This is a genomic window from Endozoicomonas sp. PH6C (genome assembly GCF_059322965.1).
Map to the genome: position 1 here is coordinate 6,582,232 of NZ_CP185342.1, position 19,752 is coordinate 6,601,983.

At 47.3% G+C, this 19,752-nt stretch carries 15 protein-coding genes and 1 pseudogene; 10 read left to right on the forward strand and 6 right to left on the reverse strand.

Going from position 1 to position 19,752, the window contains the following annotated elements; all coding sequences use genetic code 11:
- Positions 1-64: 64 nt before the first annotated feature.
- Positions 65-1,075: a type I glyceraldehyde-3-phosphate dehydrogenase gene (locus ACOMG9_RS23310; protein WP_448218769.1), complete on the reverse strand. Its 1,011-nt coding sequence runs from the start codon at positions 1,073-1,075 to the stop codon at positions 65-67.
- Between the two features lie 118 nt (positions 1,076-1,193).
- A complete protein-coding gene (locus tag ACOMG9_RS23315) occupies positions 1,194-2,510 on the reverse strand; it encodes a Bcr/CflA family multidrug efflux MFS transporter (RefSeq protein ID WP_448218768.1) in 1,317 nt (438 codons plus the stop codon).
- A 330-nt stretch (positions 2,511-2,840) separates the two neighbouring features.
- Between ACOMG9_RS23315 and ACOMG9_RS23320 the strand changes: the two genes are divergently transcribed.
- The 5 genes from ACOMG9_RS23320 to ACOMG9_RS23340 all read left to right on the forward strand — a co-directional run bounded on the left by ACOMG9_RS23320 (position 2,841) and on the right by ACOMG9_RS23340 (position 8,772).
- Positions 2,841-3,512, forward strand: coding sequence for a thiopurine S-methyltransferase (locus tag ACOMG9_RS23320; RefSeq protein WP_494529510.1), 672 nt, complete (start codon positions 2,841-2,843; stop codon positions 3,510-3,512).
- A gap of 284 nt (positions 3,513-3,796) precedes the next feature.
- Positions 3,797-4,975, forward strand: a complete 1,179-nt coding sequence (locus ACOMG9_RS23325; RefSeq protein WP_448218766.1) for an ankyrin repeat domain-containing protein — start codon at positions 3,797-3,799, stop codon at positions 4,973-4,975.
- Positions 4,976-5,437: 462 nt separating this feature from the next.
- Entirely contained in the window at positions 5,438-6,373 is a 936-nt protein-coding gene (locus ACOMG9_RS23330) for an ankyrin repeat domain-containing protein (protein ID WP_494529511.1), read from the forward strand.
- A 225-nt stretch (positions 6,374-6,598) separates the two neighbouring features.
- Entirely contained in the window at positions 6,599-6,835 is a 237-nt protein-coding gene (locus tag ACOMG9_RS23335; protein WP_448218763.1) for a hypothetical protein, read from the forward strand.
- Positions 6,836-7,413: 578 nt separating this feature from the next.
- Positions 7,414-8,772 (forward strand): SET domain-containing protein, encoded by a 1,359-nt coding sequence (locus tag ACOMG9_RS23340; RefSeq protein WP_448218762.1) that lies wholly within the window; start codon positions 7,414-7,416, stop codon positions 8,770-8,772.
- A gap of 92 nt (positions 8,773-8,864) precedes the next feature.
- On the opposite strand, the gene tkt is transcribed toward ACOMG9_RS23340, so the two are convergent.
- Both tkt and ACOMG9_RS23350 read right to left on the reverse strand, forming a co-directional pair.
- Entirely contained in the window at positions 8,865-10,862 is a 1,998-nt protein-coding gene (tkt, locus tag ACOMG9_RS23345; protein ID WP_448218761.1) for a transketolase, read from the reverse strand.
- 147 nt (positions 10,863-11,009) lie between these two features.
- Positions 11,010-11,534 (reverse strand): MerR family transcriptional regulator, encoded by a 525-nt coding sequence (locus ACOMG9_RS23350; protein WP_448218760.1) that lies wholly within the window; start codon positions 11,532-11,534, stop codon positions 11,010-11,012.
- A gap of 316 nt (positions 11,535-11,850) precedes the next feature.
- Between ACOMG9_RS23350 and ACOMG9_RS23355 the strand changes: the two genes are divergently transcribed.
- From ACOMG9_RS23355 to ACOMG9_RS23365, 3 genes are all read left to right on the forward strand, one after another.
- Positions 11,851-12,822, forward strand: coding sequence for an ArsR/SmtB family transcription factor (locus tag ACOMG9_RS23355; protein WP_422135829.1), 972 nt, complete (start codon positions 11,851-11,853; stop codon positions 12,820-12,822).
- Between the two features lie 22 nt (positions 12,823-12,844).
- Complete coding sequence (gene metK / locus ACOMG9_RS23360; RefSeq protein WP_448218759.1) at positions 12,845-14,008, forward strand: methionine adenosyltransferase; 1,164 nt, start codon at positions 12,845-12,847, stop codon at positions 14,006-14,008.
- 320 nt (positions 14,009-14,328) lie between these two features.
- Positions 14,329-15,492, forward strand: a complete 1,164-nt coding sequence (locus ACOMG9_RS23365) for a phosphoglycerate kinase (RefSeq protein WP_448218758.1) — start codon at positions 14,329-14,331, stop codon at positions 15,490-15,492.
- Between the two features lie 201 nt (positions 15,493-15,693).
- Here the strand turns inward: ACOMG9_RS23365 and ACOMG9_RS23370 are convergent.
- Positions 15,694-16,383: pseudogene (locus ACOMG9_RS23370) on the reverse strand (DUF4276 family protein).
- Entirely contained in the window at positions 16,380-17,471 is a 1,092-nt protein-coding gene (locus tag ACOMG9_RS23375; RefSeq protein WP_448218880.1) for an AAA family ATPase, read from the reverse strand. The pseudogene ACOMG9_RS23370 and the gene ACOMG9_RS23375 overlap by 4 nt, the downstream one beginning before the upstream one ends.
- A gap of 422 nt (positions 17,472-17,893) precedes the next feature.
- Between ACOMG9_RS23375 and modA the strand changes: the two genes are divergently transcribed.
- The gene (gene modA / locus ACOMG9_RS23380; RefSeq protein ID WP_448218757.1) at positions 17,894-18,868 is read left to right on the forward strand and encodes a molybdate ABC transporter substrate-binding protein; all 975 of its coding nucleotides are present in this window, start codon (positions 17,894-17,896) and stop codon (positions 18,866-18,868) included.
- Between the two features lie 196 nt (positions 18,869-19,064).
- Positions 19,065-19,709: a transcription termination/antitermination NusG family protein gene (locus tag ACOMG9_RS23385; RefSeq protein WP_448218756.1), complete on the forward strand. Its 645-nt coding sequence runs from the start codon at positions 19,065-19,067 to the stop codon at positions 19,707-19,709.
- The last annotated feature ends 43 nt before the right edge of the window (positions 19,710-19,752 follow it).

The following is a 19,752-nucleotide window of genomic DNA, read 5'->3' on the forward strand; positions in this document are numbered from 1 at the left end:
TTTTTTTGATATAGATTTCAAATAAGCAACAGGTCGGGAATTCAATCAACCGGCCAGCTTTTTCCTATTGCCTCAGCCAGTGGTTGGCCACATCCAGCATACGGTTGGAGAACCCCCACTCGTTATCAAACCAGCAAAGCAGCTTGATCAGCTTGCCTGAAGTCACCTTGGTCTGGGTACCATCGACCACGCATGAGCGGGCATCATGGTTGAAGTCTACGGATGCGTGGGGTTCATTAGAGAAACCCAGAATCCCCTCCAGATGTCCATGGGTAGCCTGTTCCAGAATCCGGTTAACTTCCTCTCCGGTTGTCTCCTGATTGACATGAACGCAGAGATCCATGCAGGAAACATTAATGGTGGGCACCCTGATTGAATTGGCTTCGAAGCACCCCCCAAGGTCAGGAAGCAATCTGTCGATGCCCTTTGCCAGGCCGGTATCTACAGGGATGATGGACTGCAACGCACTGCGGGTCAGCCTGAGATCACTGTGATGATAAGCATCAATCACCGGTTGATCATTCATCGCTGAATGAATAGTTGTGATACTACCGTACTCAATACCAAGGGCGTCATTCAGTGTCTTGATAACAGGAACAATGCAATTGGTGGTGCACGAAGCGCTGGAGACAATGCGCTGATCACGACTGAGATCCTGCTCATTGATACCATAAACAATAGTGGCGTCTACATCCGGTTGAGCGGGCTGTGAAAAAAGCAGCTTTCTGGCTCCACTCTCTATGTGTTGCTCTGCCATTGCCCTGTCATTGAAAGACCCTGAACACTCCAGCAACAGATCAATATCAAGACTTTTCCAGTCAATATTTTCAGGCCGGGCTTCGTGAATAAGCTGAATCCGGTCGCCTGCCACTATGAGCTGATTTTCCTCCGATTCTACCTTGGCTGGAAAGCGACCGTGAGTGGTGTCATAGCGAGTCAGATAGGTCAGGGTGTCCTCATCGGACAACTCGTTAATGGCGACAACCTGCAAGTCTTTGCGATAACCATTCTCGTAAAGAGCACGAAGAACACACTGGCCGACACGGCCGTACCCGTTGATGGCTATTCGAAACATAGTCTTGCTGTCAGGCTCATTACTGCTGAATTGAGGCGGTATTATAAGCGCAACTTGTGAAGGGATAAAAAATATTTGCCCTACCTTGTTGCCAGGGCAGGGCGCTTGTTCCTGACGATCAGGCGGAAGTCCGGACTTCAGAATCGGATGTGTCTTCCGGCATCACTTCATCCAATGGCACACCCTTATTCCTGACTATTAGCAAGGATACGAAAGAGAGCAAACCACAAACGGCTACTACCGCTGTCATAGGTACATCAGTTCCATTATGCAAAAGACCAACCACCGCAGAAGAAACACCGCCAATGGTAAAGCGAAGTGCACCGGACATAGCATTGGCTGTGCCCGCAGACCTTGGAAAGTGAGACAGGGCCAGAGCGTTGGAGTTAGGGCCTGTCAGACCAATACAGCTGACGTAAATCACGACAGGAATCATCAACCCAACCAGCCCGCCGATCTCAAACTTTGCATTAACCAACATCACTACTGCGCTGATGCTGGCTAGAATGCTCCCTGTTTTCAGGATAGTGAACAGTGGCAGGCGATCTATCAGACGGATATTGATCATATTCATGACCATCATGGCCATAATATTGACAGCAAACAGCAGGCCGTAATGCTCTGGCTTGACCCCATACAGCTCGATATACACGTAGGGTGAGCCGGCAATAAAGGCAAACATACCGCCAAAGAAAAACCCATGGCAGAGGATACAGCCCATAGCTTCCCGGTTTTTCAGGACGGACAAATAGATCAGGAACAGCTGACTGGCAGGAATCACCAGTCTTTTCTCCTCCGGGAGGGTTTCCGGAACTTTTGAAGCGGCCAGCACCATGGCAAGTGCGGACATGACAGCCAGAAAAATAAACAGACTTTCCCAACCCATGAATTTAAGCATCTGACCTCCCAGCAGGGGGGCAATCAGAGGAGCTATTGTCATGACCATTAAAATAGACGACATAATCTTTGCGCTTTGCTGCCTTGAGAACAGATCCCGAACCATGGCAGGAATAGTGACCATAACCGCAGAGGCGGCCATAGCTTGCAGAACCCGGACAATAATCAGTTGCAAGCCGTTTTCACAGAGCGAAGCCAAGACACTGGTAACAAGAAAAGCAACCAGACCCGGAAACATGATTTTTCTGCGACCAAAGCGGTCTGAGAGAGGTCCGTACAACAGCTGTCCCAGGGCAAAGCCTACGGTGTAGGCACTGAGTGTATACTGGATAATGCTCAGGGGTTCTCCCATATCTTCTGCTATCGCGGGGATTGCCGGGAGATAGAGATCCACTGCCATAGGGCCAAGTGCGGTTAAAGCGCCCAGGGTCAATATGAAAAGTAGCCTGTCACGGCTATGGCTCATTGAAATGCCCTGCTTTTTATCTTCTTGCCTGGTTGCTTTTGGCTCAGGACTGCTTTCGATATTGATGGTCATGTACTTCCTTCGATCAAGCGGATGAGGCGCTGAAATCATTAAATGTTTGTGCTGTATTCCTTCTGTTTGAGCTGCACAAGTGAAAGGTTGCGACACTGCCGTCGCAGGATTGAGGAATAAAAATAAGTTCGCTGTCGTATACAGAAGAGATGGCGATTTTACACCGCTATCTTAAATCTTATCGACATAAAAAAATATATTTGATAGGTAAATTTATAATATCAGGGTTGCACTCTGGTATAGGCTCTTGAGCTTCGCCGTTGTCAGTGTTTCGTCGGTGCTGATCGCCAAAATCAAACCAAACACGACTTAAATGCATGAGAGGACACAATGAGCAATCCTGACTGGGTTAATCGCTGGAAAGAAGGACGGATTGGTTTCCACAGATCTGAGTTCAACTCGACATTATTGAAATACTGGCCACAACTGAACCTGTCAGAAGCCCGGTCAGTGCTGGTGCCATTGTGTGGCAAAAGCCTGGATATGGTCTGGCTCAGGCAGCAGGGGCTGGAAGTGATCGGCACCGAGTTGGTAAAAACAGCGGTTGAGTCCTTCTATCAGGAACAGGCACTGCAACCGGCAGTGAAAGAGGCTCAGGGTTACCGACATTGGCAAGCCGATGATATCCATATCCTCGAAGGTGATTTTTTTGCTTTGCCGGAAGGTTCCATCCAAAGCACCGTTTTTTACGACCGTGCTGCTCTGGTTGCATTACCCCAGGAGATGAGACAGCAGTACGTCAACCATCTGGCAAACGCTGCGCCCCATTTACAAGAAGGCCTATTAATCACTGTTGAGTACGATCAGGACCTGGTGCCCGGCCCGCCTTTCTCAGTAGAGGAGCATGAAGTCAGAGCACTTTATTCACCGCAGTTTGAAGTAATTAAGCTGGACACACACAGCGCACCGGCATCAACCAACCTGAGAGAGAAGGGCGTCAACGAGCTGATTGAAGTGGTCTACAAACTCACATTAAGTTCTCAGCCTCCCGGTCTTTTTTGAGCAATTTGCGTTTTTTTCAAAACTAAGAGGGAACCTTGGTTGATTATCGCTGTCTATACGTGACAACGGGATGAAATTCCCAAGATTAAGTACCTAACCAGTTGGTTTCGCATATTCTGGACGGCGGCTTTTTCCATCCTTCTGCGTTCCAACTCTGGTTGCGTAGCTATGGCTACGCGCCCGTCGTTGCGCCTTGAAGGATGAAAAAATCCACTCGCCAGAATACGCGAAACCAACTGGCCAGGTACTTATTTACATAAAATTACTTACGGAGATGTTTGAATATGGATATATCATCAAAAGCTGGCATTGGTCCATTAAATTATGATGGTGCGACTACTAAAGAAGTGACTACTAAAGTTACACGGGATAAGAATGATAAGGTTTCTTCGATTTACGTTTTCTCAACTTTGGAGCTACCAACACAAGTAAATTTACCAAAAAGTGATACCCAAAACTCTGCTAGATCCATCGTGGATCGTGATATTGAAGCGTATGCACAAGCTTCAACTTCAAATGAAGCGGCTCAAAGTGATTGTAGTGATAGTTTCAAAGCACAAAAAAGGCCATTCACTGATGACTCGGGCACCATATCTCAACTTTGCAAATCAATGAAAGGTGAGGCTATGGCTATCTCTACCGGGCGCGACAATCTGGAGCCTTTTGCAGAGAGCCTTGTTAAAGTGATTACAGACCCTGAAAGCACTGACGCTGATACTTCGGAAGCCGCAAGGTTGATATCCGAGTACGGTGCCGATGAACTTGCCAAGTTAACAGTCCCGTTTTCTTATCATACAAATATCACTAGACATTACCCTGCTATTACTCTTTTTGCTCTTGCATGCAGATTCGGTAAGCTGGATTTAGTGAAGGCTCTGTACGTGAATCAGCAACAATTAAACCAGGCATTTGATATGGAAAATGGGGTTAATGGAAGGACGGCACTCATGCTTGCAGTTAATCATGGCCATGCAGATGTAGTGAAGCAATTATTAGACTTGGGGGCTGATCCTCAAATTCTTGATGAAAATAACCGTTGTGCTGATGAGCTTAATTCAGTTTTTAACAGAAGCAGGCAAGATACATACATTAAAATCAGAGAATTATTAGTAGACTATCGCAAAGAAAAGAATCTACCACCTTATAAAGAACCCGCTGCGGATGGTTATTACATTGAAGATACTGGGGAAATGGGTATTACTATTAACTTTCCAGCAGCCCTTTCTGAACATCCGGAAATTTTTGAACAATACCTTTCTGAAAACCCGGGTTGTCTCATGCAGATCGGTCGTGAAAGCCCGGAGTTTCTGATATATCTCCTTACTACACAGCCGAAAGCACTTGAAAAATTCTTTTCTGAAAATCCGGGTTTTGTCAGTCGTCTCCGTCGTGAAGCCCCGGAGCTACTGGAACACCTCTTTTCTGAAAACCCGAACCTTCTCGAATCTTTATCCAGTGAATAGTCGTGGGGGGTGTAAGTTTCAGATGACAGAAGACAGACGACGGAAGACAGATGAATCTTTATCCAAGGAATAGTCATGGGTGTGTAACCCATGACTTACCTTGCATCTGTTCCGGTCAATTTCTTAGGTGCTTGGATATAACAGTCCTTGCTATGAAATGATTAACACCTTAAGTCAAATCCATTGATCTGCCAAATCAGGAGAGCCTCAAATTACAGGCAGGTTTTAAATGCCTTGTTTGTGATCATACGGAGAATTTTAACATTAACGCTGCGAGGAATATCTTAGCACCAAGACATGGTGTGTTATCCTGAATGACTCGTCCTTTTTGAGAAATTTGCGTTTTCGAAATATAAGAAGGAACTTCAGTTAATTAGTATTGTCTAACTTATTGTGATATCAAAACTCACAGTCGTTTTCAAACACAATTACTTACGGAGTTGTTTAGATATGGATATCCCAATGACTAGCATTCAGCAACCACTACATATTGATGTGAAGGTTTCAATTACACTGGATGAGAATGGTGCGATTTTTTTAGGTGTCGGTGTCAAAATCACTGAACCACAGTCACAAATGATTTCACAAGGATATAATCAGGCATCTGCTACTCCCTTAGCGGATCGAAACATTGATCTGTCTTCTCAGGCATATGACGCTGATCGAAGCGACTGTGGGAATAATTTCAATGCACAGAAAAGTACATCCCCTGATGACCCGGATACCGAATCTCAACCGTGCAAAACGATGAAAAGTGGTGCCATGGCTACCTCTACAGGCCGTGACAAGCTCGAAGAGTTTGTAGATAGACTCGTATCGGTCATTACAAACGCTGATAGTACCGACGCTGATATTGCAGAAGCTAAAAGGTTGATATCCGAGTATGGGGCCGATGAAATTTCCAAGTGCACAAGATCATTTCCTGTTGTTAATAATCTTTACTACTTTGCCATTACTCCTTTTGCTCTTGCCTGCAGATTCGGAAAACTGGATTTAGTGAAGGCTCTGTATGTGAATCAGGAACAATTAGATCAGACGTTTGATGTAGTCAATGGAACTAGTGGGCGAACAGCACTCATGCTTGCAGTGATTGGCAGACATGCAAATGTTGTGGAGCAATTATTAAGGTGGGAAGCCAACACTGAAATTGTTGATGGAGCGGGCCATTGTGTTGACTTTCTTAATAGTGCGTTTAGTCACAAAGATAATGGCGCTTCATTCTCTGCAATCAAAAAATTACTCACAGACTATCGTAATGAAAGGAATTTACCACCTTTTAGAGAACCCGATGTTGCAATTGCCTTCCTTCCTGACTCTGGAGTAACAAATATTGAGATAAATAATAATATACCTCCTTCTCATGCCCAGTTTATTATCAGAGCTATGTTAGAGAGATAATCATGGGTGTATAACCCATGACTTTTCTTGCATCTACTCCAGTTAACTTCTTAAATGCTTGAATCTAACAGCTCTTGCTATGAAATGATTAACACCTTAAGTCAAATCCATTGATCTGCCAAATCAAGAGAGCCTCAAATTACAGTCAGGTTTTAGTTTTTTAGGTGTCTTCTCGTTAATCTCTGCTATGATTGCTCTGCAGTCAATAATAATGAGGTTTGACCGATGACCGTAGAAAAGGCAGAGATAGCCGAGTTAAAAGATGAAGTTCATTCCCTCCAAGACCGCATTGGGCAATACGACAAGCTTTTGCTTGGTATGGAAGGCACAATGTCGCTAATACTTGAAGAACAGATGGGTTACAAAAGAGATTTATATATCTTCAAACAAGATGTCAACAAGCGCTTCGACAAGTCTGAAGAACTGCTCATAACAATCGTAAACCACCTGGCCAAAAAGTAACACGCCACCTAACGAATCACCTGACGGGGACAGCTATGCTGCCAGTCAGCTCTGCGGTTAGGTACTCAACCATACGAAATCATATTTACTGACTCATTGTTCAGGCACTCGCGGCAACTGATCCTGGATTGCTCTAACTCCTGCATCCATGCAGTCCTGCTGCGTTGCGACTCTGGTCACATAGCTTCCTATGTTCCCGTCGTTGTGCCTTGCAGAGCATCTGCCCAATAAGCCAGAAATATTCGATTCCGTACGGATGAGTACTTATACCCCTTCCAACAGATGGGAAATAGTTGTATGGGAACAGAGTTTCCAGCGTTAGAAGCACTTTTGGGATGGCTGTTTTTTTCAGACCAATCTACCGTTGTGCTCATCCGAACATGGGTAGACGCAGCACATAACCACGGGTTGATGGCTGAATACGTGGCTGACCACTTTTGTAAAGAAACAGCGATACAAATAATTATGAATTGGGTAGATCACTATTTTTGAGGTAGCACCTGAGACGCTTTTGAACTTAAAACGATTATTACGGTCAATAACAGTGAAATATCAAGAAAACCATTGAGGATATATCAATGCAACCCACTGGATCTGGATCAGATCTTCGCCAAATGCCAACCTTACGTCGATTTGACGAAAAAGACACGGCTGCTCCACCGGCAAAGAAATCATGCTTGCGGCAAGTTGAAGGAAACGCAGCAGCCGGGAAATCTCTGCCATCCAGTTGCAATAGTGGTTGTTTTGATGATACGGAGACGATATTTAACCATACAATGGTTCTTTTAAAAGCCAGAAAGACCAGGGTAGTGCCCGGAGAAAATTATTCAAACATCATAAAAAGCCTGTCATCTTTCAGCGACTTGATATCTTCTGAACTTCTCCGTTTTACTCAGAATAATGGGAACCCTTTTACTAATGGACAAGAAGCGATGTATTCCCCTGAATCTCCGGATTCAGAAAGAGCAACAACACCATCATCTCCAGGCACTGAATCCACTCCCGGTATCAAAACCTCAACAGCAGGCGTGGTTCACGGTACCGGTGTCATTGCTACCCGGAGCTTCAAAAAGGATGAGGAAGTATGTGACTACGAAGGACCATTGGTGTACAGAATCCGTAATTCTTGTACCCGCAAATATCATGTCTTTACGATGAACACTGTGAACAGTAAGGTCGAATTCCCGGAAAATGACTCCTTTGTCGTATGGTCGGGCGCGTCTATTGCAAAATCTGGCAGACCGGCCATTGAAATTGGTCGTGACGGTAATAAGGATATCCGATTCCTTAATCACTCCAAGGATCCCAATATCGTTATACGCTATTCAGGCAGTATGACTGTAAAATGGGGGGATCAGGACAGTCTTCAACTGAGAGTTGTCACTACAAAAGATATTAAACCAGGAGAAGAACTTTTATTCGATTACGATAAAAATAAGGAAGACTCTGAAATAGACTTCAGCAAGTCAGATGTGGAAAAAACAACCGAAGAACAAAGAAACAAGATAATCGACAGGGTTAAAAAGCTGAATCTAAAAGATTTACACGCTGGGGAAAAAAGATCAGCAAGAACGATGAACAAAGAGATTATACTGCCAGAAGAACTTGCTGATGAAATTGATGAGATCATAGAAACACTACATGAGATTCACAGAGCAAATGATGCACCCGCAACTCTTGCTGACATTGATACAGAATTAGCTCTCTCTCAGAAGATCCTTCTCAAAATCATTTTTTCTGATAAATCTTCAATTTTAAATGATCTGGCTTCACATCTATTTTCGGGGAAAACCGGACCACGAAAAAAAACTTTTATAGATAAATTAACGCCTAAAAGTATTGAAGAATTGAAAAAGCATTTAACGAATACAATTTTTAATGGAAAACAAACCTGGGTTACCGTTTCACAATTAAAATCGAGAAACTTCTTCTTATAGCAGAACAAAAAAAACGGCAGTTGATATCAATCATCTGCCGTTTTTTCAAAGACTTTTAAAAGCCATTCAGAGCAATGATTTCCAAGTACTTATCAGTCCAGAATTTCTTCAGCCGCAGCAACAATATTTTCTACAGTAAACCCGAAGTATGGGAAAAGGTCACCGGCCGGCGCAGACTCACCATAAGTGGTCATGCCGATTATCCGTCCGTCCAGACCAACGTACTTGTACCAGAAATCAGCTGCTGCGGCTTCAATCGCGATACGGGCAGGGACTTCCAGAGGCAGAACACTCTGCTTGTATTGCGCATCCTGAGCATCGAAGACGTCAGTAGATGGCATGGATACCACGCGAACCTTGCGACCCTCGGCAGTCAGGGCAGCTTCAGCGTTCATGGCCAGTTCCACTTCAGAACCGGTAGCGATCAGGATCAGTTCGGGAGTGCCTTCGCAATCCTTCAGTACATAACCACCACGGGCAATGTCGGCCACCTGATCAGCTTCACGGTGCATACAGGGCAGCCCCTGACGGGAGAAGATCAGTGCAGTAGGGCCATCTTCACGCTCGATCGCATGTTTCCAGGCCACCGCCGACTCAACGGTGTCACAGGGTCGCCAGGCATTCACGTCTGGTGTCATGCGCAGGCTGGCAATCTGTTCTACCGGCTGGTGAGTAGGGCCGTCTTCACCCAGACCAATCGAGTCGTGAGTGTAAACCAGAATAGCGCGCTGCTTCATCAGAGCGGCCATACGCACAGCATTGCAGGCGTATTCCATAAAGACCAGGAAGGTGGCACCGTAAGGGATAAAACCGCCGTGCAGGGCAATACCATTCATCATCGCGGTCATGCCGAATTCACGCACACCGTAGAAGACATAGTTGCCGCTGGCGTCAGCAGGTTTAACGCCTTTGGAACCGCTCCACAAGGTCAGGTTTGAGCCCGCCAGGTCAGCAGAACCACCCAGCAGTTCAGGCAACAAAGGACCAAAAGCATTCAGAGTATTCTGGGAAGCTTTACGACTGGCCACTTTCTCACCTTCTACCTGACAGGATTTGATGAAATCATCGGCCTTTGCAGAGAAGTCAGCAGGCAGTTCGCCTTTTTGACGACGAAGGTATTCAGCAGCCAGTTCCGGGTGAGCAGCCTGGTAGGTAGCAAACTTTTCGTTCCATGCGCTTTCTTTGGCAGCACCGGCTTCTTTGGCATCCCATTGGCTGTAGATGTCGGACGGGATTTCAAAAGCAGGGTGTTCCCAACCCAGACGCTCGCGGGTCAGTTTGATCTCTTCGTCACCCAGAGGTGCACCATGGCAATCTTCCTTGCCTTCCTTGTTGGGAGAACCAAAACCGATGACAGTCTTGCAGCAGATCAGGGTAGGTTTGGTTTTTTCAGCACGACCGGCCTCAATAGCAGCACGAATCGCTTCCGGATCGTGACCGTCAACATTTGGAACAACGTGCCAGTTGTAGGATTCGAAACGCTGAACGGTGTTGTCGGTGAACCAGCCTTCTACTTCGCCATCAATAGAGATGCCGTTGTCGTCGTAGAAAACGATCAGTTTGCCCAGTTCCAGAGTCCCTGCCAGCGAGCACACCTCGTGGGAGATACCTTCCATCATGCAGCCGTCGCCCATGAAGACATAGGTGTTGTGGTCAACAATTTCGTGACCTTCACGGTTGAACTGTGCAGCCAGGGTCTTTTCAGCAACAGCCATACCCACAGCATTGGCAATACCCTGCCCCAGAGGACCGGTAGTGGTCTCGATGCCCGGAGCGTAACCATACTCAGGGTGGCCTGCGGTTTTGGAGTGCAACTGGCGGAAGCTCTTGAGGTCTTCAACAGACACATCGTAACCGCTCAGGTGCAGCAGAGAGTAAAGCAGCATGGAACCATGACCGTTGGACAGAACAAAACGGTCACGGTCAGCCCATTGGGGGTTAGCCGGGTTGTGATTCAGATAATCACGCCATAATACTTCAGCAATATCAGCCATACCCATTGGGGCACCGGGGTGTCCGGACTTGGCTTTCTGTACAGCGTCCATACTCAGGGCGCGGATGGCATTGGCTAGCTCACGACGTGAGGACATAGGAATCAGGGCTCCGAAGATCCAGTCTGTTTTAAAATTGGCGCTATTCTAATGCCTTCAGTCGGAAACTGAAATCGCTATATATGACTATCCTGAATCACCTGAACATTTTACTGATACCCTCGACTCTGAAAATATCGGGTGTCTTCAAGGCTGTCTGGACCAGACGCGGATTTTATCGATTTCCTCTTTATCAATGCTCAGGGACTCCAGGAATTCCTGATGTGCCTGCGGCTCCATTTTTTCAAACTGCTGATGCCAGCTTTTCATATCCTCCTCGCTGAACCCGGCCGCTTTCATAATCTCTACCCAACGATCTTTGTTGACCATATTTTGCTCCAGTAATGAAGGTTGTTTAAGAAGCAACACGATAGCCTTTTGCTGTTGACGCAACTTCTGGATCTCGTGCTCAAGAGCCATCAGCTGGCCACGCAAAATGCGTTCCTGCTCCATTTCGTCTTCACCGTCGAGAAGCCGTACAATATTGCTGATCGGTATTCCGAAAGCACGATAAGCCATAATCGCTTCAAGGCGCTTGATTTCATATTGCCCATACCATCGGTAGCCATTCCCGGATCGAGTGTGAGGCATTAACAGACCTTCACGCTCATAGTAGAGAATGGTAGTACGTGATATATCGAACATTCTGGCCAATTGGGTAACCGTAAGCATCTGGCCTCTCCGGTGAATTCGCGGTCAATTCTCAGCCCTACACTAATAGACGAGTCAACGGAAAATCAAAGCAAATTCATCCGGGTCAACTAAGGTTATTGCTTGCATCCAATTTGCACACTCAATTTGCATTGTCGCGGTGATAAACCCACTCGGCAGGTCGACATAGGTTAAATCACCCCGTCCCGTATGAATATCTATATCAAAAAGTTTTGATATACCATGTACTGCTTGCTAGACTTCCGCCCTGGATAGACGGAATAGGATCTTCTGGCCGTCTGCGAGAAGTCAACGGTGCAGCGGTGAGGAGCCTTGCGTGTCGGAATCAGGATCAGTCGAACAGCTTGCCGCTCTGGGAAAAGCCTATGGCGACGTACTGAGGCTTGAAATCCTGAGAGTTCTGAGCACAGACTCTTTCGGGGTGCTTGAACTCAGCAGCCTCTTCGATATGCGTCAGCCTGCCATGAGCCACCATCTCAAGGTTCTCTCTCAGGCCGGACTTGTGAGTACCCGCAAGGAAGGTAATACCATTTTTTACCGCCGGGCGCTGCCCCCTCCGGAAGGAATCAGTAGTGATGTCATGCGTTCCCTTTTTTCAGCGGTCGACACTTTGTCGTTGTCGCCTTCCCTGACCGGTCGTCTATTAAAAGTCAGAGGCCAAAGGGCGGAGCAATCCATGGCGTTCTTTGCCCGTAATGTGGATCAGTTTCGTCAGCATCAGGAACTCATTGCTGATCATGATCTCTACGCCCGATGTGTGGCCGACGTTCTGGAAAAAACTGAACTGCCTGACCATCAGCGGGTGTTGGAGCTGGGACCGGGTGAGGGCGATTTCCTGGCAACGCTGAGTGAGAATTTTCAGCGGGTCTATGCTGTGGACAATTCCGCAGAAATGCTGGCCATCAGTCAACAGAGGGTAAAAGAGCGGGGTCTGAAAAACGTTGAGTGCATTCATGGGGAAATAGATACCCTGAATGCGCTGGAAGGTCAGTTTGACTGCATAGTGGCTAACATGGTGTTACACCATGTAGCCAGCCCTTCTGGTATTTTCACCCGCGTTTCAGAACTGTTGAAGCCCGGTGGCAGTATGCTGGTCAGTGAACTCAGCAGTCACAATCAGGATTGGGTGCGGGAATCCTGTGGCGATTTGTGGCTTGGATTCAGTGTTGAAGACCTTGACGGTTGGGCACTGGATGCAGGTCTGGCAATAGGTGAGTCCCAGTATCTGGGGCTGCGTAATGGTTTTCAGATTCAGGTCAGGCGGTTTTTTAAACCCTGGGCTGAATAGTTTCAAGAGGCGAAAGACGACTATGGCAGATTACACGCTATTCACTTCCGAGTCGGTTTCCGAAGGTCATCCGGACAAGATTGCCGACCAGATTTCCGACGCTATTCTGGACGCCATCCTCAAGGATGATCCGGAAGCCCGTGTCGCGGTTGAAACCATGGTAAAAACCGGCATGGTGATTGTAGCGGGTGAAGTGCGTACCGACACTTACGTTGATATCGAAGAACTGGTTCGTAAAGTGGTCACTGACATTGGTTACAACCATGGTGACCTCGGCTTTGACGGTGATTGTGTGGCCGTTCTGAATGCTATTGGCAAACAGTCTCCGGACATCGCTGTCGGTGTTGATGAAACAGATGGGCATGAACAGGGCGCGGGTGACCAGGGTCTGATGTTTGGTTACGCGACCAATGAAACACCGGTACTGATGCCTGCCCCTATCTACTATTCTCACGCGTTGGTTAAGCGTCAGGCCGAGCTGCGTAAAAACGGTACCCTGCCCTGGTTGCGCCCGGATGCCAAAAGCCAGGTCACCATGCGTTACGACAGCGAAGGCAAAATACAAAGTGTGGACGCCGTGGTGCTGTCGACACAGCACCACCCTGACATCTCCCAGGAAGAACTGCAGAAAGAAATTCTGGAAAAAGTCATCAAGCCGGTTCTGCCTGCGCAATGGCTCCATGAAGAGACCCGTTACCACATTAATCCAACCGGTATTTTCGTGATTGGAGGCCCGGTAGGTGATTGTGGTCTGACAGGGCGCAAAATCATTGTAGACACCTACGGTGGTATGGCTCGTCACGGTGGCGGTGCCTTCTCTGGCAAGGACCCGTCAAAGGTTGACCGTTCTGCTGCTTACGCAGGTCGTTACGTGGCCAAGAACGTTGTGGCTGCTGGCCTGGCTGACAAGTGCGAGATCCAGGTATCTTATGCGATTGGCGTTGCCGAGCCCACGTCTATCTCTATTGATACTTTCGGTACTGGCAAGATTGTTGATACCAAAATTGAAGAGCTGGTTCGTGAGCATTTCGATCTGCGTCCTAAAGGTCTGATCGATATGCTGGACCTGAAGCGTCCAATTTATCAGGCTACTGCGGCATACGGTCACTTTGGTCGTGAAGAGGAAGAATTTTCCTGGGAGCGCACCGACAAGGCTGACGCATTGAGAACTGCAGCAGGTCTGTAATCGATACATTTAATAAAAGGGCTGCTTTGTGCAGCCCTTTCAGCTTTTGTATAAATGCCGGTTCAGCAACTGATCACACATTCTGTCCAATTCTGTTAAACCTTCCTTCCGAGTCTGTTGACCGACGATTTTACAATGGAATTTTTGTTGTCCCGCGTTAACTCCTGAAAGCCTGTTGATTTGGTTCATATCAGGCTAAAGGTACGTACCGGGCGCCATATTTTTGTGCTATTGTCCATGCCAATTCTACCCTTCAGTACTGTTGTCTCATCCAGACAGCAGTCAATCTTCATTGACCCCGTGCATAGGGAGAGACCCTGATGAACCTATTGAAAATGACCGACCTGGATCTGGCTGGCAAACGAGTCCTGATCCGTGAAGACCTCAACGTTCCGGTCAAAGATGGCAAAGTCACCAGCGATGCACGAATCCTTGCTTCTCTGCCCACCATTAAGCGCGCTCTGGAATCCGGTGCCAAAGTCATGGCAACCTCTCATCTGGGTCGTCCGACAGAAGGTGAGTACGACAAACAGTTCTCCCTGAAGCCTGTTGCAGACTACATTGGCAACCTGCTAGGCAAAGAGGTTCGCCTGATCAAAGACTGGGTCGACGGTGGTTTTGACGTTGCCGAGGGTGAACTGGTCATTCTTGAGAACGTGCGTTTCAACAGGGGTGAAAAGAACGATGATGAAGCACTGTCTAAAAAAATGGCAGCCCTGTGCGATGTCTATGTAATGGATGCATTCGGTACCGCACACCGTGCTCAGGCATCCACTCACGGCGTGGGTAAATTTGCTGAAATTGCTTGTGCAGGCCCCCTGCTGGCGGGTGAACTGGATGCCCTGGGTAAAGCCTTGGGAAACCCTGAGCGTCCAATGTGTGCCATCGTGGGTGGCTCCAAAGTTTCCACCAAACTGACGGTACTGGAATCCCTGTCTGACGTCTGCGACCAGCTGATCGTGGGCGGCGGTATCGCCAACACCTTTCTCGCTGCTGCCGGTCACAATGTCGGTAAATCCCTTTACGAAGAAGATCTGATCCCTAATGCCAGGGCACTGATGGAAAAGGTTAACGTACCTATGCCTGTAGATGTAATTTGCGGTAAGAAATTTGATGAAAATGAAACCGCTGTCGTTAAACAGGTATCAGAAGTAGAAGACGACGACATGATCTTTGACGTAGGCCCCCAAACCCAGAAACTGTTCAATGAAGTTCTGAAGTCCTCTAAAACCATTCTTTGGAATGGCCCTGTGGGTGTCTTTGAATTTGACCAGTTTGGTGAAGGCACTCGCTCCATGTCTCTGGCCATAGCCGAGTCTGACGCTTTCTCTATCGCCGGTGGAGGTGATACTCTGGCCGCAATCGACAAGTATGGAATTAAAGACCGGGTATCCTACATATCTACGGGCGGCGGTGCCTTCCTGGAGTTTGTAGAAGGCAAGAAGCTCCCGGCAGTGGCGATGCTGGAAGAAGCCTGTCAGTAAAATAATGCTCTCTGAATTTTAGGCAGTCAGACACCTTCTGACTGCTTTTCCAGAATCTGAAGTGATGCAACTGGTCAGTGATGACGCTCTGAAGTTTGATCTGTTTCTATCTGCTGATAATGTAAAGACGGCAGAACTGGAACAACAGGATAGGATTTTAGCAAAATCGCCTTATATCCCCACCCTCGATTGGGCGAGGGTTTACGGCGATTTTGCTAATGCTTCGATTTGGCAGAGCCAGCCATTAAACAGCTGGCATCGCTCCCGCATTATGCCCAAACCGATCTCCAATGCAGCCAGTACCCCCATTAATGGTTTTTCATAACCGGGTACAAGGCGTTCGATGTGCTTACTGGGGGCGGTTTGTGGGCTGTTATTGATGGCTTAGGGTGTCGCAAAGTCTCGGGCAATTTCAGCGAAAGAGTTTGCCAGATCAGGTTTATCCATCCCTTCTGCCATTTTTGTCGGATCACTGAACAGCAGTGCCTCAAACTCATACATCTGCACATAAGGAATAAACCGGCGCATAGCATCAGCTCCCAGTTTTTCGGTGAGCCTTTCCATGAGTTCCGTTTGCAAACTTTGGGCTTTACCTTCTATCGATGATTGCGCGTTAAGGCTGTTTTTACCGGGAAAAAACTCCGGCAAACCGTAAAAATCGAAGAACGTGGTGCAATAGCAGGCCCTGTCACTAGAGAGCCGTTTTTGTACATCAGGATAAAGGCGGTCAAACTTGAAATTTCCGCCTTTATGCCCGGGCCTACCAATCAGAGCGGGTCTGAGATAGATACCCTTGCATGCAAAAGGCTCCACCAGAAGATCGTTAACAAACGCTTCTTCGGTTTGCCCTTCGCAAATGATATGAACATTGATTGGAGATTGAGAACTCATTTTGATGGTCTACCACCGAGAATGTTTTTCTCCCACAGTTCACCTACGGAGTAATCTTCCAGCCAACTCTCAAACTTATCCGCATCCAGACGCTTAAAGATAGAGGCACCATTTTCCCGTTCCACCACAATCAGTTCATCCAGCTTAAACTCATTAAGCAAGGGTACGGATTGGGTAGAAATAATCACCTGCATCCGTTTCGAAGCAGAGCGCAATAAGGCGCCCAGCAGATTAATGGCGTAAGGGTGCAGACCCAACTCCGGCTCATCAATAATAATGGTGGAGGGCGGATTGGGTTGCAGTAATGCTGTCACCAGACAAATAAAGCGAATAGAACCATCAGAAAGTTGGCTAGGCCACAGCGGGTAATCGCTACCGGTTTGCCGCCAAAGCAGGCGAATCTGCTCTTCGCCAGAAGATAACTGGGTTGGTTTCAGCACAAAGTCGTCAAAGAACGGCACAGCCAAGCGGACTGTTTTACAAATTTGGTTGTAGACGTCTGGGATTTCCGTTTTGAGTCTAAATAGATAAGCCGCCAGGTTGGCTGCATCTGGACGCAGATAGTCATTGTCATGCACGGCACCCAGGCGTTTAATCGCTGCAGTTTCGCTGGTGTCGTGAAAATGAAAAACTTTCCAGCCGGATATCGCCGCATAACAAAATGAAGCAACGGTTGATTTCGCTTGAGTCTCTTTTTTTAAGTTGGACTCTTTGTGACCAGAACCTAAATTTGGACGAGCCACTCCATACAGTGGTCCGTTAAAATAGAGTTCTTCCCGGCAAAAGGTAAGGCCATCGTCTGATGTGGGTTCCAATTCGGCTGTATAGCGATTCAGACTGAAGTGAATTGCTGTCTGAAGGCGAGCCGTCTCCTTCACCCCATAACTCAACACCCGATCAGCCCCACCTTGCTTACTCACCCAAACCTGCAACCGCTCTTCCACCAGTTCATGCAGCATCCGAAAGTAACTGACAAAGTTACTCTTGCCCACACCATTGGCACCGATAAGCACATTCAGGCGGGTCAGTCGGAGATCGTCCAGCTGACGGATAGATTGGAAACCCCGGATGGTCAGCGTATCTATCATACTCACCCGCACTCTCCCTCGCGTTCCGCTTATCCGCCAAGCTTACATGATGATCGTTTATCCGGTCACCTTCTTTTTCGCCGTACTCCAAGCCCAGCTCATACCACGGGGCGAAGGCCAGATCGTTACCACCGTCGTTGGTCCATTTGAGATTGGCAGTGGCGTATCTTTTCGGCAAGCCCCATCTCTTTATCTAAACTGAGCTCGAGGCTCAGAAAGCCATGGGGACGCCCTCTGTTAGTACTGAAATATCAATATTTTTTGGAGACCTCACATATACCCGCCCGATTCAGGGTACCGCAAAACCTTGCAGAGTGAGTCTGTCAATAACAGTCTTTGAACAGTCAGATATCTTCTGACTGTCCTTTCCCTCAATCTGAACTAGGCTCTATAGCTCGCTCACTGAGTTCTGGAGAAAAATCTTGTTTTATATCTGCTTTGTTAAATACCTTAAAACTTCCTTTGAATACAAAGCTATTTCTGGCTTACCTATTCACGCTTTCATTGTTGGGTGCCTGCTTTCCATCAGCCCCCCATCAAACGCTGATACCATCAGGGTGGCTGTCGCATCGAATTTTTATCATGTTCTGGAGATCTTGAAAGATCAGTTCCAGTCACGGTTCGGGCATACCCTGGAGCTGACTTTTTATGGATCTTCAGGGGGCCTGAAGACGCTGGTCAGTGATGACTCTGAGAAGATTGATCTGTTTCTATCTGCTGACAACATAAATACGGCAGAACTGGAGCAACAGGGTAAGGTTTTACAAAATTCCAGAAAGATTTATGCACAGGGGTTGTTGGCATTCTGGCACGGCCAGAATGTCGTGGTAGAACCTGACGATATAAAAACCTACATCAGAGAAACCGACCCACCAGCCATCTACATTGCAGAGCCGGTTTATGCCCCGTACGGGCATGCAGCTAAATCAGTCCTTGAGAAATATGGTCTTTATCAAACGCTCAGAGACCAGAATAAATTGGTTATCCGCCGCTTTGTCAAAACGATATGGAAGCTTATAAAAGATACTACCCGTGCAGGTTTCGTGGCTGCTTCCCTGGTAACAAAAACCGACAGCAATGGCAATAAAATTGACTTACCTGTAGGTATAACAATGGTCCCGCAAAAACTATATACGCCATTGCTTCAGGAACTGGTCATTCTCAAGGCCACAGAGCATGAAGCTGCCGCCAGAACTCTGGTGGATTTCCTGCTGTCCGATGAAATTCAAGAGTTTATTGCCGCCAATGGTTATCAGAGAGCACCTGTCGAAATAGAAGGTTCAAGCCGTGCACTCAGTCCCGCAGTGTCTCTCCACAAACGCCATTCACGCTACCCCAAGGCCGCGCTGGTTATCGTCTGGTTAAATACAGCAATGTGGATGTTAAGCGGTGCATAGTTCGACCATGGGAATTATAATGAGGCACTTTTAATAGACATCGAGATGTGGCTGCTCAGATCGAAGTGCAATCAGTTCAATAGCCGTTACTGATGTGACAGTTAGCGCGTGACCGTTAAAAGTCACTGTCAGATGGTTCCGCATCAGGTTATTTGCACTTTCGTTTTATATAGCAGAAAGCATTCAGGGAATATGTATGCAGAATCAAGAGTGCTTGCAAGAGGGATGGTACCTGCTTAAAACCAGACCTCGCCAGGAGCAGAGAGCTCAGGAAAACCTCGAAACCCAGGGATTTGATGCATACGGCCCGATAGTAAAGGTTCGAGTCAGGGGCCTTTTGAAGGAAGAGATTCTCTTTCCCGGTTATGTATTTCTTTACCTGGACCTCAAGGATCTGGATCGTTTCCATAAGATACGCTCCACCCGTGGCGTCAGCGAGATCGTCTCTTTTAACCGGATTACCCGCCAGCTCCATAAAGATGGTCGCCTGAGCAAAAGTCAGGAGCAGGATGTGCAAGTCCTGCTGCCAAAACCTATCCCTAATGGCCATGAAGTGATCAAGGATATCCGGTTAATTGTCGAAACGCTTAATAGTCAGGCAGAAAGTGAAGGCACGGGCTCAGGCAGAGGGGTCAGCTTTAAAAAAGGTGACAAAGTCATTATGAATCATCCTCTCTATCAAAAACTGGAGATGACGTTTATAAATAACGTCGGTTCTGCTCGGGGTATGATTCTGGTGCAATACATCAAAATGCAGCGAAATACACAAGGCGATACCGTCTGTGAAGTCGTTTCCGAGAAGCAAATAGAAGTCAGGCTCGAGGATCTGGAAAAAGCCTGATGAAAGGTGCAACCCGTTCAGGATTAACGATAGCCCTGAGCCC

Excerpts from the sequence above, each read along its gene's own strand:
- ACOMG9_RS23350 (WP_448218760.1), bottom strand. The coding sequence starts at position 11,534 with ATGCTTACGGTTACCCAATTGGCCAGAATGTTCGATATATCACGTACT.
- ACOMG9_RS23330 (WP_494529511.1), top strand. The coding sequence starts at position 5,438 with ATGACTAGCATTCAGCAACCACTACATATTGATGTGAAGGTTTCAATT.
- ACOMG9_RS23335 (WP_448218763.1), top strand. The coding sequence starts at position 6,599 with ATGACCGTAGAAAAGGCAGAGATAGCCGAGTTAAAAGATGAAGTTCAT.
- ACOMG9_RS23340 (WP_448218762.1), top strand. The coding sequence starts at position 7,414 with ATGCAACCCACTGGATCTGGATCAGATCTTCGCCAAATGCCAACCTTA.
- ACOMG9_RS23365 (WP_448218758.1), top strand. The coding sequence starts at position 14,329 with ATGAACCTATTGAAAATGACCGACCTGGATCTGGCTGGCAAACGAGTC.
- ACOMG9_RS23310 (WP_448218769.1), bottom strand. The coding sequence starts at position 1,075 with ATGTTTCGAATAGCCATCAACGGGTACGGCCGTGTCGGCCAGTGTGTT.
- ACOMG9_RS23385 (WP_448218756.1), top strand. The coding sequence starts at position 19,065 with ATGCAGAATCAAGAGTGCTTGCAAGAGGGATGGTACCTGCTTAAAACC.
- ACOMG9_RS23320 (WP_494529510.1), top strand. The coding sequence starts at position 2,841 with ATGAGCAATCCTGACTGGGTTAATCGCTGGAAAGAAGGACGGATTGGT.
- ACOMG9_RS23325 (WP_448218766.1), top strand. The coding sequence starts at position 3,797 with ATGGATATATCATCAAAAGCTGGCATTGGTCCATTAAATTATGATGGT.
- metK (WP_448218759.1), top strand. The coding sequence starts at position 12,845 with ATGGCAGATTACACGCTATTCACTTCCGAGTCGGTTTCCGAAGGTCAT.
- tkt (WP_448218761.1), bottom strand. The coding sequence starts at position 10,862 with ATGTCCTCACGTCGTGAGCTAGCCAATGCCATCCGCGCCCTGAGTATG.
- ACOMG9_RS23375 (WP_448218880.1), bottom strand. The coding sequence starts at position 17,471 with ATGATAGATACGCTGACCATCCGGGGTTTCCAATCTATCCGTCAGCTG.
- ACOMG9_RS23315 (WP_448218768.1), bottom strand. The coding sequence starts at position 2,510 with ATGACCATCAATATCGAAAGCAGTCCTGAGCCAAAAGCAACCAGGCAA.